Source organism: Streptacidiphilus alkalitolerans, from assembly GCF_042511045.1.
In the GTDB taxonomy this organism is placed as follows: Bacteria; Actinomycetota; Actinomycetes; order Streptomycetales; family Streptomycetaceae; genus Streptacidiphilus; species Streptacidiphilus alkalitolerans.
This window is the reverse complement of the sequence record NZ_JBHEZX010000001.1, coordinates 802,789-817,050: the sequence shown is the minus strand read 5'-3', so window position 1 is coordinate 817,050 and position 14,262 is coordinate 802,789. Positions and strand designations below refer to the sequence as shown.

Annotated in this window: 14 protein-coding genes; 8 read left to right on the top strand and 6 right to left on the bottom strand. The window is 73.5% G+C overall.

Going from position 1 to position 14,262, the window contains the following annotated elements:
* Positions 1 to 99: 99 nt before the first annotated feature.
* The 3 genes from ACEZDG_RS03655 (at position 100) to der (ending at position 3,566) form a co-directional block, all read left to right on the top strand.
* A complete protein-coding gene (locus ACEZDG_RS03655; RefSeq protein ID WP_380502144.1) occupies positions 100 to 1,191 on the top strand; it encodes a prephenate dehydrogenase in 1,092 nt (363 codons plus the stop codon).
* Positions 1,192 to 1,315: 124 nt separating this feature from the next.
* Entirely contained in the window at positions 1,316 to 1,984 is a 669-nt protein-coding gene (cmk, locus tag ACEZDG_RS03650) for a (d)CMP kinase (protein WP_380502142.1), read from the top strand.
* Between the two features lie 190 nt (positions 1,985 to 2,174).
* Positions 2,175 to 3,566 carry a ribosome biogenesis GTPase Der gene (gene der / locus ACEZDG_RS03645; protein ID WP_380502247.1) on the top strand — a complete coding sequence of 464 codons (1,392 nt, stop codon included), beginning with the start codon at positions 2,175 to 2,177 and terminating at the stop codon, positions 3,564 to 3,566.
* Between the two features lie 79 nt (positions 3,567 to 3,645).
* Here der and ACEZDG_RS03640 read toward each other — a convergent pair whose 3' ends face one another.
* Positions 3,646 to 3,945 carry a hypothetical protein gene (locus ACEZDG_RS03640; protein WP_380502140.1) on the bottom strand — a complete coding sequence of 100 codons (300 nt, stop codon included), beginning with the start codon at positions 3,943 to 3,945 and terminating at the stop codon, positions 3,646 to 3,648.
* A 70-nt stretch (positions 3,946 to 4,015) separates the two neighbouring features.
* On the bottom strand, positions 4,016 to 4,885 hold the full coding sequence (locus tag ACEZDG_RS03635) for a hypothetical protein (RefSeq protein WP_380502138.1): 870 nt from the start codon (positions 4,883 to 4,885) through the stop codon (positions 4,016 to 4,018).
* A gap of 492 nt (positions 4,886 to 5,377) precedes the next feature.
* Here ACEZDG_RS03635 and ACEZDG_RS03630 point away from each other — a divergent pair, with 492 nt between their 5' ends.
* Positions 5,378 to 6,091: a transglycosylase family protein gene (locus ACEZDG_RS03630; RefSeq protein WP_380502136.1), complete on the top strand. Its 714-nt coding sequence runs from the start codon at positions 5,378 to 5,380 to the stop codon at positions 6,089 to 6,091.
* Between the two features lie 140 nt (positions 6,092 to 6,231).
* A complete protein-coding gene (locus tag ACEZDG_RS03625) occupies positions 6,232 to 7,149 on the top strand; it encodes a transglycosylase family protein (RefSeq protein WP_380502134.1) in 918 nt (305 codons plus the stop codon).
* On the opposite strand, the gene ACEZDG_RS03620 is transcribed toward ACEZDG_RS03625, so the two are convergent.
* The 4 genes from ACEZDG_RS03620 to ACEZDG_RS03605 are packed head-to-tail and all read right to left on the bottom strand — an operon-like array spanning position 7,121 to position 11,094.
* The gene (locus ACEZDG_RS03620) at positions 7,121 to 7,840 is read right to left on the bottom strand and encodes an ATP-binding cassette domain-containing protein (protein WP_380502132.1); all 720 of its coding nucleotides are present in this window, start codon (positions 7,838 to 7,840) and stop codon (positions 7,121 to 7,123) included. The genes ACEZDG_RS03625 and ACEZDG_RS03620 overlap by 29 nt on opposite strands.
* Positions 7,830 to 8,531, bottom strand: a complete 702-nt coding sequence (locus ACEZDG_RS03615) for an ATP-binding cassette domain-containing protein (RefSeq protein ID WP_380502130.1) — start codon at positions 8,529 to 8,531, stop codon at positions 7,830 to 7,832. Before ACEZDG_RS03615 ends, ACEZDG_RS03620 begins: the two co-directional genes overlap by 11 nt.
* Positions 8,528 to 10,513, bottom strand: a complete 1,986-nt coding sequence (locus ACEZDG_RS03610) for an ABC transporter permease (protein WP_380502128.1) — start codon at positions 10,511 to 10,513, stop codon at positions 8,528 to 8,530. Before ACEZDG_RS03610 ends, ACEZDG_RS03615 begins: the two co-directional genes overlap by 4 nt.
* Positions 10,510 to 11,094, bottom strand: coding sequence for a hypothetical protein (locus tag ACEZDG_RS03605; protein WP_380502126.1), 585 nt, complete (start codon positions 11,092 to 11,094; stop codon positions 10,510 to 10,512). Before ACEZDG_RS03605 ends, ACEZDG_RS03610 begins: the two co-directional genes overlap by 4 nt.
* Positions 11,095 to 11,249: 155 nt before the next feature.
* On the opposite strand from ACEZDG_RS03605, the gene ACEZDG_RS03600 reads away from it, so the two are divergent.
* The 3 genes from ACEZDG_RS03600 to ACEZDG_RS03590 all read left to right on the top strand — a co-directional run bounded on the left by ACEZDG_RS03600 (position 11,250) and on the right by ACEZDG_RS03590 (position 14,151).
* Entirely contained in the window at positions 11,250 to 11,849 is a 600-nt protein-coding gene (locus ACEZDG_RS03600; protein WP_380502124.1) for a hypothetical protein, read from the top strand.
* Positions 11,850 to 11,877: 28 nt separating this feature from the next.
* Positions 11,878 to 13,206 carry an ABC transporter substrate-binding protein gene (locus ACEZDG_RS03595; protein WP_380502122.1) on the top strand — a complete coding sequence of 443 codons (1,329 nt, stop codon included), beginning with the start codon at positions 11,878 to 11,880 and terminating at the stop codon, positions 13,204 to 13,206.
* 84 nt (positions 13,207 to 13,290) lie between these two features.
* Positions 13,291 to 14,151: an acyl-CoA thioesterase gene (locus tag ACEZDG_RS03590; protein WP_380502120.1), complete on the top strand. Its 861-nt coding sequence runs from the start codon at positions 13,291 to 13,293 to the stop codon at positions 14,149 to 14,151.
* Positions 14,152 to 14,262 lie beyond the last annotated feature (111 nt).

Below are 14,262 nucleotides of genomic sequence, written 5' to 3'. Positions count from 1 at the left end.
CGCGGGTAAGCGGTCGCAGTGGTGGGCCGGGATACGGAATCATGGGGGAAGCAGCCCCTCTGCCCCTGTCCCGTGTCGTACCGAAGGACGTAGCCCGCCATGCGTACCGCCGCTGTGATCGGCACCGGACTGATCGGGACCTCCGCCGCGCTCGCGCTCACCGCGCGCGGAATAGACGTGCACCTCCGGGACGCCGACCCCGACGCCGCCCGTACCGCCGCCTCGCTCGGGGCCGGCACCGTGGACGGGCCGGAAGGGGTGGTCGACCTCGCGATCATCGCGGTGCCGCCGCCGATGATCGCCTCGGTGCTGGCCGCGTGCCAGCGCGAGGGCCTGGCCCGCTGCTACACCGATGTCGCCAGCGTGAAGGCGGGCCCCCGGCAGGACATCGCCGCGCTGGGCTGCGACACCGTCCACTACATCGGCAGCCACCCGATGGCCGGGGCCGAGCGGTCCGGCCCGCTGGCGGCGCGTGCCGACCTGTTCGAGGGCCGCACCTGGGTGCTGACGCCGACGCCCGACACCGACACCGACACCCTCAATGCCGCGCTGGAACTGGTCGCCCTGTGCGGGGCGGTGCCCGTGGTGATGGACGCCGAGGCGCACGACCGCGCCGTCGCCCTGGTCTCGCACACCCCGCAGGTGCTGGCCAGCCTGGTCGCGGCCCGGCTGGAGCACGCCGAGGAGAACGCGGTGCGGCTGGCCGGCCCCGGGATCAGGGACACCACCAGGATCGCCGGGTCGAACGCCCGGATGTGGGTGGAGATCCTCAGCGCCAACGCCGGGGTCGTCGCCGACATCCTGGAGGAGCTGGCCGCCGACCTGGGCACCGCCGTCACCGGGCTGCGCAGCATGCAGGCCGCCGACGAGGCCAAGCGCGCGGAGGGCGCAAGCACCGTCGAGGACGTGCTGCGGCGCGGCAACGCGGGCCGGGCCCGGATCCCCGGCAAGCATGGTGCGCCGCCGACCCGGTACGAGGTGGTCGCCGTGGTCATCGGCGACCAGCCGGGCGAGCTGGCCCGCCTCTTCGCCGAGGCCGGACGGGCCGGCGTCAACATCGAGGACGTGCTGATCGAGCACTCCACCGGGCTGCAGGCGGGCCTGGTCCAGCTGATGGTCGCCCCCTCCGCTGTGGCGGGGCTCACGTCCGCGCTGCAGCAGCGGGGATGGCGAGTGCGATCCGACCGGTAACCTTGGTGGAAGACCCCGCCGTGCCGAGCCGTGCTGCCCATGCATGCAGGCCGTGATCGAGAGAAGGACTGTCGCCGTGGCCCTCCACAACGCACCGAGTGGCGCAGACCGTTCGGATGCCCCGGTGATCATCGTCCTGGACGGCCCCGCCGGCACCGGCAAGTCCACGGTCTCCCGTGAGATCGCCTCCCGGCTCGGCCTCAGCTTCCTCGACACCGGTGCGATGTACCGGGCGATGACCTACTGGCTGCTGCAGAACGGGGTCGACGTCAACGACCCCGACGCGGTCGCGCTGGCCTCGTCCAAGCCGGTGATCCTGTCCGGTACGGACGCGGGCGGCCCGACCATCACGGTCGACGGGGTGGACGTGTCCGGGCCGATCCGCGGGACCGAGGTCACCGGCGCGGTGAGCGCCGTCTCCGCCGTTCCCGAGGTGCGGACCCGGCTGGTCGAGCTGCAGCGCGGCTCGGCCGAGGCCGCCCCCCGCGGCATCGTCGCCGAGGGCCGGGACATGGGCACGGTGGTCTTCCCGGCCGCCGACCTCAAGGTCTTCCTCACCGCCTCGGCCTCGATCCGGGCCGTCCGCCGGGCCGCGCAGCTCGGGGTGACCGACCCGGCCGGGACCGCCGCGATCCTGGCGGACATCGAGCGCCGCGACGCCTTCGACTCCGGCCGGGCGACCTCGCCGCTGGCCAAGGCCGAGGACGCGGTCGAGGTCGACACCAGCACGATGACACCGGACGAGGTCATCGCGCACATCCTGGGACTGGTGCGTGAGCGCGCCCGGGCCTAGGGCCCGCCTCTCCGAACACCGGCCCCCGCACCGTCCATTGAGCTTTGCGCGCCCCTCCCGGGCGACCACGAACGAGAGTTGGCACCGCACCATGAGCAACGAGATCGTCGGCAGCAACGCCGGCAACGGTGGGCTTGACGGCTCCGCCGGCAACGTCGATGAGATCAGCTCGGCGGACTACGCCGAGTTCATGGCGCTCGCCGCCGAGGAGGGCTTCGACCCCGAGGACATCGGCGACCTGAACGCCGACGCGGGGCCGCTGCCGGTGCTCGCGATCGTCGGCCGCCCCAACGTCGGCAAGTCCAGCCTGGTCAACCGGATCATCGGCCGCCGCGAGGCGGTCGTCGAGGACAAGCCCGGCGTCACCCGGGACCGGGTCCAGTACGAGGCCACCTGGAACGGCCGCCGCTTCCAGATCGTCGACACCGGCGGCTGGGAGCTGGACGTCTTCGGCCTGGACGCCATGGTCGCCGCCCAGGCCGAGGTCGGCATCGAGAACGCCGACGCGGTGCTGTTCGTGGTGGACGCCACGGTCGGCTCCACCGACGCCGACGAGGCGCTGGTCAAGCTGGTCCGCAAGTCCGGCAAGCCGGTGGTGCTCTGCGCCAACAAGGTGGACGGGCTCTCCGGCGAGGCCGACGCCGCGATGCTCTGGTCGCTGGGCCTCGGCGAGCCGTACTGCGTCTCCGCGCTGCACGGCCGCGGTTCCGGCGACCTGCTGGACGCGATCCTGGCCAAGCTGCCGCCCGCGCCCGAGCAGCGCTTCGGCGGCGAGGCCGTCGGCGGCCCGCGCCGGGTGGCGCTGATCGGCCGTCCCAACGTCGGTAAGTCCAGCCTGCTGAACAAGGTCGCCAAGGAGGACCGGGTCGTCGTCAACGAGGTCGCCGGGACCACCCGCGACCCGGTCGACGAGCTGATCGAGCTCGGCGGCAAGACCTGGAAGTTCATCGACACGGCCGGCATCCGGCGCCGGGTGCACCAGACCGCGGGCGCCGACTTCTACGCCTCGCTGCGCACCGCCGCCGCGCTGGAGAAGGCGGAGGTCGCCGTCGTCCTGATCGACGCCAGCGAGACCCTGGCCGAGCAGGACACCAGGATCATCTCGATGGCGGTCGAGTCCGGCCGCGCCGTCGTGGTGGCCTACAACAAGTGGGACCAGATCGACGAGGAGCGCCGCTACTACCTGGAGCGGGAGATCGAGACCGACCTGGTCCAGGTCCAGTGGGCGCCCCGGGTCAATGTCTCCGCGCTGACCGGCCGCCACATGGAGAAGCTGGTCCCGGCGATCGAGACCGCGCTGGAGGGCTGGGAGACCCGGATCCCCACCGCGCGCCTCAACGCCTTCCTCGGCGAGCTGGTCGCGGCCCACCCGCACCCGGTGCGCGGCGGAAAGCAGCCCCGCATCCTGTTCGGCACCCAGGCGGGCGCCAAGCCGCCGCGGTTCGTGCTGTTCGCCTCGGGCTTCATCGAGGCCGGCTACCGCCGCTTCGTGGAGCGCCGGCTGCGCGAGGAGTTCGGCTTCGTCGGAACGCCGATCTCGATCAGCGTGCGGGTGCGCGAGAAGCGCGGCCGCAAGAAGTAGTCCCTGGTCCTCAGGACGGCTGTGGGCCCCAGGTCGGTGACCTGGGGCCCACAGCCGTTCGTCCGGGACCGCGCGCCGCTCAGCCGCGGCCGGGCGGAAGCGAGAGGTAGCCGCGGTGGCGGCCCATGCCGCCGGTCGAGGCGTAGTCGTCGCCGGACGGGTAGTACGGGCCGAAGCCGGTGAAGCGCAGGTCCTCCTCGCCGGAGTGGTCCCCGGGGAGGGCGCGGAACAGCCGCCGGAACTCCGAGTACAGGGTGTCGTAGATCGGAGTCGCCGAGGGCGGCTCCGGTTCGTACGAGCGGGGGGAGGGCATCAGCGGGGCGCTCGGCGGCCGACTGTCGGCCCAGCGGGGCGGCGGGGGGAAGTTGTAGGTCTGCACGCCATGGCCAACGACCGGACGCCCCACGGGATGCGGGGCAGCAGTTGTGAGTCGGGGCGGCAGCCGCGACTCAGGTGCCGGCGAGCGGCAGCACCGCGCCGACCAGCAGACCGTGCCTGGCCGCGCCGTCCATCGCGCTGCGCAGCAGGTCCTCGCGGGGCTGGCGGCCGATGCTCCCGGCGGGCGCCGCGTACATCACCACCTCGCCCTGCTGGGTCGCGGCGGACCGCCAGGCGTCGGTCACCTGCAGCGGCTGGTGCGCCTGCCACCAGGCGATGGTGCCGCCGCCCTTGGCGGGCTGGAGGATGGCGTGCAGCTGGCCCATGGCCATCAGCACCGACCAGCCGGGCAGCTCGACCGGCGGCTGCTCCACGTCGAAGACCTGGCCGAAGCCCTGCTCCACCAGCATCGGCGCGAAGTGGTCCTGGCCGGACTCGTCGCCCGGCCGCCCGACCGCGCCGGTGGGCTCGACCACGAGGGCGGCCCGGGGGATGCCCGCGTACCGGCCGGTCTGGCTCAGCACCAGGCCGCAGGTGACGCCGAGCACGGCGGCCTGCTGGGGCTGGCCGCCCGGGCCCTGCGGCCCGCGCTGCGGGAGGGCGGCGGGGGCGGCCGGGGCGCTGGGGGCGGGTGCGTAGGCGGCCTGGGGCGGCGTCGTCTGCGGTGCCTCGCTGATGCTGCGCACGGCGCCGAGCAGCTGCTCCTCGGCGACCGGGACGACCTGGGACGGAATGCAGCGCGAGTGCGCGAAGGCCAGCACGGCCGTCTCCTCGCCGACGAACAGCACGGTCGCCGTCGACTCCTGGGTGACGTCCCCGGGCGCACGGCAATGGGTGCAGTCGTACCGGTCCGGTGCGGTCACACCGGTGAGCAGGCGGTCTGCTTCGTCGTCGCCGATCTCGGCACGGACCTCGTCGCTGACGTCGATCAAGCGCGGCACGAACACTCCTTGGGTCATCAGGGGCTGGGAAAGGATGTTCCAGCCGTGATGACAAACGGATCGGGTGTGCTTCGGGTCACGGTCGGGGCCGGTCGAGTCGGCGGGACTCGGGCATCCGCATGACAATGCGCTGGTCAGTGGTGACCATCCGTCGACCGTGTGGGCCAGCTCACGTACGGGTTGCTGTGGCCAGGAGCACAGCGTCCGCCGTCGATCGCTCACAAAAGGGACAAATGGTCTTGATGGTGGGCGTGCCGACGGCTGTCTACCGCTGGTAACACCGCCTTGAGCTGCGACGACCCGGAACCATTTGGATGCCTGGCGCGGGTTGCCTACGTTCGGACACCGGTGCAACGAGCACCGCGAGCACCGCTTCGGGGCGGCCTGAATCTCTGGGCCGCCGACCCGCCCCGTGAGCCGTGGTGACGGAGTGACGAGCGCGTACGACGCGCCGCCCGTCGGCCCGGCCGGGACTGTCGAGTAAGGGACTTCATGATCTTTCGCCACGAGAACGACGCCGTCCGCAACGCTGACAACACCGCTGCCATCGAGGGCGGCAGGAAGAAGAGCCGCCGCATCCGTGCGGCCGTGATCGCCGGTGTGGTCGTCGCCGCTCCCGTGGCTGGCCTGCTGACCGCGACCGGCGCGTCCGCCGCCTCCGGCTCCACCTGGGACGCGGTCGCCCAGTGCGAGAGCGGCGGCAACTGGAGCATCGACACCGGCAACGGCTACTCCGGTGGCCTGCAGTTCTCCCCGTCCACCTGGTCCGCCTACGGCGGCGACCAGTACGCCGCGAGCGCGAGCCAGGCCAGCGAGAGCCAGCAGATCGCGGTGGCCGAGCAGGTCCTCGCCTCGCAGGGGCCCGGTGCGTGGCCGGTGTGCGGCCCCCAGGCCGGCCTGAGCCAGGGGGACGCGGGCTCGTCTTCGACGTCGGACTCGGCTTCGTCGGACTCGACCTCGACCTCGACCTCGACCGGTAGCAGTGGCGACTCCGCGAGCGCGGCGGCTCCGTCCAGCAATGTTGACAACAGCGCCTCGTCGGCGCAGGCGACCGGCGCTACCTACACGGTGAAGTCCGGCGACACCCTGGGCACGATCGCCGCGGCGAACGGCGAGTCCTGGCAGACGCTGTACGCGGCCAACACGAGCACGGTCGGTGCCAACCCCGACCTGATCTTCCCGGGTCAGGTGCTCTCCATCGGCTGACCCTTCGTCGGTCCGCTGCTTGCGCCTGCGGCGGTGCGGTGCCCCGGACGGGGTGCCGCGCCGCCGTTCGTGTGAATGGACGGCGAGTCGTGCTGTCGGATCGTCAGATTATGTGCTGAGCCGACTTAGCGTCATTTGCCATGGCCACAGGGATGAAGGTGCTGGCGGTAGCGGCAACCGTGGCTGCGGCTGTCGCCGCGGTGCCGTGGACTGCGGACATGGGGTCTTCGACCCGGGTCGCGGTATCGGTGTGGGACCGGCTCGCGCAGTGCGAGAGCAGCGGAAACTGGCACATCAACACGGGCAACGGCTACTACGGCGGAGTGCAGATCTCTGCCGAGACCTGGTCGGAAGCCGGGGGCAAGGCGTACGCGAAGCGGCCCGACCTGGCGACGAAGGCGCAGCAGATCGCGGTGGCGGAGCGGATCCTCGCCTGGCAGGGCTGGACGGCCTGGCCGGCCTGCTCAAAGCACCTGGGCCTCACCACCCCACCCAAGCCCACCCCCAAGCCGGTGCCGAAGCCCACGCCGAAGCCGGTACCTACACCGAAGCCTGTGCCGAAGCCCAAGCCGACGCCTGTGCCTACGCCGACGCCTGTGCCTACGCCCAAGCCCCTGCCGAAGCCCACGCCTACACCGTCGCCCGTGCCCAGGCCCACGCCGAAGCCGAGCCCGAAGCCAGTGCCGACGCCTGTGCCCACGCCGAAGCCGGTTGCCAAGCCCAAGCCCGTGCCCACGCCGACGCTGATGCCCGTGCCCACGTCGACGCCCAAGCCCAAGCCCACGCCGAAGCCGGGTCCGGTGCCTGTTTCGACGGCGAAGCCTGCTCCCAGGCCGACCCCGGTACCGACGCCGGTTCCCACTCCGCCGCCGCCCACCCCTCCCCCCGCCGCGGGCACCGCTCCGCGGTACACGGTGCGGGCCGGGGACACGTTGTCGGCCATCGCCGCGCGCTTCGCGGTGAAGGGCGGTTGGCCCGCCCTCTACCGGCTCAACCGGGCCGCTATCGGCCCCGACCCGGACGTCCTGCTCACCGGGACGGTGCTGACGCTGCGGTAGCGACGATCGCCGCCAGCGCCGGTTCCCCCGGCTCGCCGGCGAAGACGACCGCACCGCGGTGCAGCGCATAGACCAGGTCCGGCGCCGGCACACCGAGCGTCCCGGCCCGGAGGGCCTGTTCGGCGAGGACGACGGTGCGGCCCGCCGCCGCGCCGGCGATCAGCGCCTCGTGGACGCGGGCCAGTACCGGCGCGGCGAGGCCGCGTCCCAACTCGTCCAGGAGCAGCAGCTGGGACGGGCCGGCCAGGGCCACCGCCAGTGCGACCATCTGCTGCTCGCCGCCGGAGAGGGTTCCCGCGCTGCGGGTCCGCAGTCTGCCGAGTTCCGGAAAGAGGTCGAACGCCGCCCCACGCGCCGACGCGGTGAGCCGGGACAGGTGCTCGGCGACGGTCAGTGTGGGGAAGACGGCGCGTTCGGCCGGGACCAGGGTCATCCCGAGCCGCGCCCGCCGGTAGGCGTCGAGCCCGGTGATGTCACGGGCCTTTGGGCTGCCGTCACCGAACCAGAGCACCTGGCCTCCCGACAGCGGGACCGTCCCGGCCAGCGCGTGCAGCGCGCTGCTGCGGCCCGCGCCGTTGCGTCCGAGCAGGACCGTCCGCCGGCCCCGGGGGATCCGCAGGTCCACGCCGTGCAGGGCCTCCAGCGGCCCGTAGCGGACCCGGGCCGCCCGCAGCGCGATCTCAACGCTCATCGACGGCCCCCGGCAATTGTTCTGACGCTTCGTCAATTCGCCCTGCGGTCATGGTGTGGACGCTGTGGGCGATCCGGTCGACCAGCTCGCGGTCGTGCTCGACCAGCAGTACCGCCCGGCCGTCCTCGGCGAGCGCGGTGAGCAACTGCGCCAGCAGCTCGGTCTCGTCGGCGTCCAGTCCGGCCGCCGGTTCGTCCAGCAGCAGGACGGTGGGGTCGCCGGCCAGGGCGCGTCCGAGTTCGAGCAGTCGCAGGGTGCCGGTGGGGAGCGTGCCGGCGGACCTCTCGGCGACTGATTCCAGGCCGAGTTGGCGCAGGGCGCGGGCGACGGCGAAGTCGGCGTCGCGGGGCGAGCGCCGGCCGGCCTGCTCGGCGCCGACGCGGAGGTTGTCGGCGACGGTCAGGCCGGGGAAGACGGCCAACTGCTGGAAGGTGCGGGCCAGGCCGAGCCGGGCCCTGGTGTATTCGGGCAGGTGGGTGATGTCGCGGCCGTCGAGCAGTACCTGTCCGGCGTCGGGGCGTTCGGCGCCGCTGAGGCAGCGGAACAGGGTGCTCTTGCCGGCCCCGTTGGGCCCGGTCAGCGCGGTGATCCGGCCGGGCGGGACGTCGAGGGACACGCCGTCGAGGGCGGCGACGCCGCCGTAGCGGCGGACCAGGAGCCGGGCGCTGAGCCCGGTCCGCTCCGGGGTCACCGCCCGCCGCCCGCGAGTTGATGGGCGATCCGGCGGCCGAGCGGGCTCAGCCGGACCGGGGGATCGGGCTGTGGTTCCTGCGCGGCCGGGGTCCGCAGCAGGCCGGCCCAGCGGCCCCAGGAGCCGGCGGACCAGCCGCGCAGCACCGCGAGGACGCCGATGGCGGCGGCCGAGACGCCTGCCGAGGTGGCGGCGTCCAGCGCGGTGAGGGCCATCGCGGCGAGCACCGCGCCGGAGGCGCTGCCGGCGCCGAAGACCACCACCGCGGCGAACCAGAGCAGCCCGAGCACCGGATCGAAGGAGTCGGGATCGAACGCCTGGGCGCCCAGCCCCAGCAGTCCGCCGCCGAGCGCGGCCAGCGCCGCGCCCGCGGTGAAGGCCAGCAGCTTCAGCCGCGGCACGTTGACGCCGGACGCGTACGCCGCCGGTTCGTGGTCGCGCAGCGCGCCGAGCGCCCGTCCGGTCCGGCCGCCGTGCAGGGCGCGGACCAGCAGCAGGGCCGTTGCCAGCAGCGCGAGTTCGGCGGCGTAGAAGACCCGGTCGTTCGCCCAGGGGCCGGTGCGGTCGAGGCGGATGCCGACAGTGAGATAAGGCTGTTGGAAGACAAGTCGACTCATGGCTGTGCCGACCGCGAAGGTGGTCAGGGCCAGGGCGAGGCCGCGCCGCCGGATCGCGGGCCAACCGACCAGCAGCCCGCAGGGGGCGGCGAAGGCGACGGCGACGAGCAGGGCGGTCAGGGCCGGGACGCCGTCGGCGGCGAGCGTGCCGGTGAGCAGTGCGCCCAGGCCCGCGTATCCGGCCTGGCCGAGCGAGATCTGGCCGCCGTAGCCGGTGACGACGACCAGCGAGAGCAGCACCAGGGCCAGCCCCGGGCCCGGCAGCAGAGCCCGTAGGTCGCCGCCGCGCAGCACGAGCGGGGCCAGCAGCAGGACCAGGCAGGCGCAGCGGCGCAAGCTCCGCAGGATCTCGACGTCCGAACCGACCCCCGCGCCCGCGCCGACCCCAGAGCCGACCCCCGCGCCCGCGCCGACGCCGACCCCCGGCAGCAGGGCCGGAAGCGGGGGCAGCGCGGGGACGCCGCCGGTCGCCCGGGTCAGCCGTCCGGGCAGGAGGACCACCGCGAGCAGCGCCAGCACAAACAGGTCGGCGCCGGCCGACTGCAGCAAGGGGCCGCCCCACCCACTGGGGTGAAAGGCCGTCAGTTCGCTCTGCCCGATGCCGAGGGCCAAGGCCGCGCCGACCGCGAGCGGCAGGCTGCGCAGCCCGGCGGCGACGGCGACCGCCAGGGTCTCCATCACCAGCAGCGGCAGCCCGTACGGGTCCAGCCGCAGCGCCGGGGCGAGCAGGACGCCGGTGAGGCCGGCGGTGAACGCGCCGAAGGCCCAGCCGACCGAGGAGACCCGGTCGGCGTCCAGGCCGGAGAGTTCGGCCAGCCGGCGGTTGTCGACGACCGCGCGGACCGTGGTGCCGAACGGCGTCCAGCGGCTCACCGCGCCGACCCCGACCGCGATCAGCGCGACGGCGGCCAGGTCGACCACGGTGTCCAGGGTGAGCCGCAGGCCGCCGGGGAGGCCGATCGGGCGGGCCGGGACGACGGCGGGGGCGTCGGTGAGCGGGGTCAGTCCCCAGCACAGCGCCGCCGCGCCGATCAGCAGCACGAACACACCGAGCCCGGCCACCAGGGTCTCCACGGTTCCGGCGTTGCGCCGCTGGAGCCGGCGGAACACCAGCAGGTCCATCAGCACCCCGAGCCCGGGGGCGAACAGCAGCACGCAGGCCGGGACAGCGAGGGCGCGCGGCCAGTGCCAGACCACCACGGTCTGCCGCAGGGCGTAGGCAGTGACCATGGCGACCGCGCCCTGGGCCAGGTTGAGCACGCCGGTCGCCCGGTGGCAGACCACCAGGCCGATACCGGACAGCGCGGCGGCACTGCCCACGGCGAGCCCGGCCACGGCGAGGTCCACCGGCAGCGGGACGGTCATGTCCCCTCCGGCGGTTCGCACAGCGGGCAGGGGCGCAGGCCGCGGCTGGCGACGTCCCCGTTGAGCAGCTGCTCGGGGTCCTGGCGGCCCTGCACCAGCAGGCAGTCGGAGCGGTGGTACGTCCGGCCGCCGGGCACGGCGAGCAGCCAGGGCCGGGCGGACCCGTCGATCTCGGAAGCCTCGGCCCGGTCGTTCTGCTCGGCCTGCACCGCCTCCGTCAGCAACCGGGTGAGAGTGGCGAGTTGGCGCTGCAGCTGCTCGTATTCCGGGGAGGGGCGGGCGCCTCGGCGGCGGGCCGCGAGCAGCACCGAGCCGCCGACGATCAGGGCCGCGCCGGGCGCGGTGGCGGAGGCCAGGTAGGGGATCTGCCGGGCGGTGTAGCGCTCGCCGGAGACCCCGTACCAGCCGAGCGCGCAGAGCAGCACGCCGGTGGCGCAGCAGATCCAGCCGAGGCGGTCGCGCAGCGCCTGGGCGGTCCTCCCGGCTCTGCTCGACCCGGGAGCCGCCGCGAACGCTCCTGCCGCGAACGGTGCTGCCTCGGACGGTGTTGGCGCGGATGCTGCTGCCGGTGGTGCCGCCATCGATCCCCCAGCCCGGCCGTCCCTGCGGACGGTCACATTCCTTCATCTTTTTCGCCGATGCGTGCACCGACGGGACCATCATCCGCCGAAACCGGTAGCTTGGAACTAGCTGACGGAGCGTCAGATGGAATACTGATTCGGACGGTGAGGATTCCATGAGCAACGGTTCCGCAAACGTTTCCGGGTACCTTCCGCGCGCTGCCGTCGGGGCGGCGGTGCTGCTCCTCGCCACGGCCTGCGGAAGCAGCGGGGGCGGCGGTACGGCGGCGCCCAGCGCGTCCCCCAGCGCCGCCGCGCCCACCACCAGTGCCGCGGCTCCGGCCACCACCAGCGCCGCTGCCGCACCCGCCGCCTGCGGCACCGGTGCGGCGCCGACGGTCAGCGGCACCGGGCCCAGCGACACCGCCGGGGCGGCGGCTGCGATCTCCACCAGCTACCAGAAGTTCTTCGACCCGGCCACGCCCGCCACCGCCAAGGTCGGGCTGCTGGAGAAGGGCACCACCTTCGCCCCCGTCCTGCAGTCCTTCGCCGCCAACCCGTTGGCCGCCCACGCCACCGCCACCGTGCTGACGGTGTCCTTCACCGGCGCGACCGCCGCCGACGTCACCTACAACCTCTGCGTCAGCGGGGCGCCGGCGCTGCCCGGTTCGGCGGGCAAGTCGGTTCTGGTGGGCGGGGTCTGGCAGGTCGCGGACGCCACCCTGTGCAACCTGATCAAGCTGAGCGGCGGGACCTCCCCGGCCGCCTGTGCCTGACCCCCTTCCCTCCCGTACCGTGCTGCCCATGCTTCCCCGTCGGACGGCCGGAAAGGTCCTGGCGGCCGTACTGCTGGCGGCCGTGCTGCCCTTGGCGGCCTGCGGCAGCCGGCTGCCGGAACGCGACTTCGCCGGGCCGCCCGCCGCCGCGCCGGGCGCCACCGGCGGGTCCGCGCCGCCGCCGCTCACCGTCGGCATCGTCACCTCGGTCTCCAGCGTGCTCGGCACCGAGGCGTTCAGCGGGCCGCTGTACGGGGCGCAGGCGTTCTTCCGCGCGCTCAATGCCGCCGGGGGCCTGGGCGGACGCCAGGTGAAGGTGGTGACCTGCGACGACAGTGGCAGTGGCAGCGGCAACCAGGCCTGTGTGCACAAGCTGATCGACCAGGACCACGTCCTGGCCCTGGTCGCCACCAGTGCCCTCGACTACGCGGGCGCCCCGTACGTCAGCGCCAAGGGCGTGCCCGACATCGGCGGCGAGCCGATCGGCACCGCCTACGACCGCTACCCGCACCTCTACCAGATCTACGGCAGCAGTGAGCCCAGGGACGGCCGGGCCGTCGGCTGGAACGGCACCCAGTACGCCACCACCGAGGTCTACCGCTACTTCGCCCAGAAGCTCGGGCTGCACTCGGCCGCCGTGGTCGGCTACAACCAGGCCGACTCGGCCCGCTACGCCGCCCAGTTGGTCCAGGGCCTGAAGGCCGAGGGCTACCGGGTGCTGACCGAGACGGTGGACTTCGCCCTGCCCAACTTCGCCGCTGTCGCCGCCCAGTTGAAGGCCCATGGCACCCAGCTGCTGCTGGACGCGATGGATACCAGGGGCAATGTCGCGCTGTGCCAGGCGATGGCCTCGGCCGGGGTGGCCGTGGCGGCCAAGGTCACCAATGTGCAGAACTGGACCGCGCGGGCGGGCAGCGACTACCAGGCCGTCCCGGGCTGCCTGGACGCGCTCTGGGCGACCGCCGACAGCCGCTCCTACGAGGATGTCCGGTATCCGGCGGTGGCCGCGTTCCGGGCCGCGATGAAGCGCTACTTCCCGTCCCGGGAAGGGCAGTTGTCGCAGTGGGAGGTGGAGGGCTGGGCAGCCGCCCAGTGGTTCGCCGACGCGGCGGGCTCCTGCGGCGCCCAGGTCGACCGGGCCTGCCTCGACCGCTACCTGCAGCGGCCGGAGCCCTATGACGCGCACGGCCTGCTGATCCCGACCGGCTTCACCCCGAAGCCGGCCCCGACCGGCCCGCAGCGGGCCTGCCTGGATGTGGCCCGCTGGCAGGGCGGCGCGGACGGCGGCTGGGTCACCCAGGTGGCGGACATGGACACCGACTGCTTCCAGGTCCCGGCGCTGCCCTACCGCTCGTGAGCAGCGCGCTGGTGAGCACGCACCGATCGGCGACAGGGGAGAATGTCCTCCGAGAGCGTGTGCGAGCGAGAGGACGAACATCCCATGGGCAACCCGGTGGACCAGCTGGTCGACCTGCTGGACCTCGAACAGATCGAGGTCAACATCTTCCGTGGGCGCAGCCCGGAGGAGTCGCTGCAGCGGGTCTTCGGCGGTCAGGTCGCCGGGCAGGCACTGATCGCGGCGGGGCGCACGGTGGCGTCCGACCGCCCGGTGCACTCGCTGCACGCCTACTTCCTGCGGCCCGGCATCCCCGGGGTGCCGATCGTCTACCAGGTCGACCGGATCAGGGACGGCCGCTCCTTCACCACCCGGCGGGTCCTCGGCGTCCAGCAGGGCCGGACGATCTTCGCGCTCACCGCCGACTTCCACCTGCCGGAGGAGTCGCCGTTCACCCACCAGCTGCCGATGGCGCCGGTGCCGCAGCCGGAGGAGCTGCCGACCGCGCTTGAGGAGGTCGGCTCGGTGCTCGGCGAGCTGCCGCCGTTCATCAGCCGCCGCCAGCCCTTCGACATCCGCTATGTGGAGCGGCTGCGCTGGACCGCGGAGGAGCTGGCCGGGGTCGAGCCGCGCAGCGCGGTGTGGCTGCGCACCAACGGCCGGCTCGGCGACGACCAGCTGGTGCACGCCTGCGCGGTCACCTACGCCAGCGACATGACCCTGCTGGACGCGGTACGGATCCCGGTCGAGCCGCTGTGGGGCACCCGGCACTTCGACATGGCCTCGCTGGACCACGCGATGTGGTTCCACCGTCCGTTCCGGGCCGACGACTGGCTGCTCTACCAGCAGGAGTCGCCGGTGGCGATCGGCGGCCGGGGGCTGGCCCGGGGACAGCTGTTCAACCGCCAGGGCGAACTGGTGGTCTCGGTCATGCAGGAGGGGCTGTTCCGGCGGATCGCCGACTGACCCGCGCCCGATTCACCCCGCTTCGCCGGACCCGGCCGGAGCGGCCCGGGCGCGGCGCGAGATGATGTGCTGTGCCCAAGGACCAGCTCACCCCGCCTGCCGCCGCCGACC

Coding starts and splice junctions, on each gene's coding strand:
- ACEZDG_RS03605 (WP_380502126.1), bottom strand. CDS start 11,094: ATGGCGGCACCACCGGCAGCAGCATCCGCGCCAACACCGTCCGAGGCA.
- ACEZDG_RS03630 (WP_380502136.1), top strand. CDS start 5,378: ATGATCTTTCGCCACGAGAACGACGCCGTCCGCAACGCTGACAACACC.
- ACEZDG_RS03620 (WP_380502132.1), bottom strand. CDS start 7,840: ATGAGCGTTGAGATCGCGCTGCGGGCGGCCCGGGTCCGCTACGGGCCG.
- ACEZDG_RS03655 (WP_380502144.1), top strand. CDS start 100: ATGCGTACCGCCGCTGTGATCGGCACCGGACTGATCGGGACCTCCGCC.
- der (WP_380502247.1), top strand. CDS start 2,175: ATGGCGCTCGCCGCCGAGGAGGGCTTCGACCCCGAGGACATCGGCGAC.
- ACEZDG_RS03610 (WP_380502128.1), bottom strand. CDS start 10,513: ATGACCGTCCCGCTGCCGGTGGACCTCGCCGTGGCCGGGCTCGCCGTG.
- ACEZDG_RS03595 (WP_380502122.1), top strand. CDS start 11,878: ATGCTTCCCCGTCGGACGGCCGGAAAGGTCCTGGCGGCCGTACTGCTG.
- ACEZDG_RS03625 (WP_380502134.1), top strand. CDS start 6,232: ATGGCCACAGGGATGAAGGTGCTGGCGGTAGCGGCAACCGTGGCTGCG.
- ACEZDG_RS03600 (WP_380502124.1), top strand. CDS start 11,250: ATGAGCAACGGTTCCGCAAACGTTTCCGGGTACCTTCCGCGCGCTGCC.
- ACEZDG_RS03590 (WP_380502120.1), top strand. CDS start 13,291: ATGGGCAACCCGGTGGACCAGCTGGTCGACCTGCTGGACCTCGAACAG.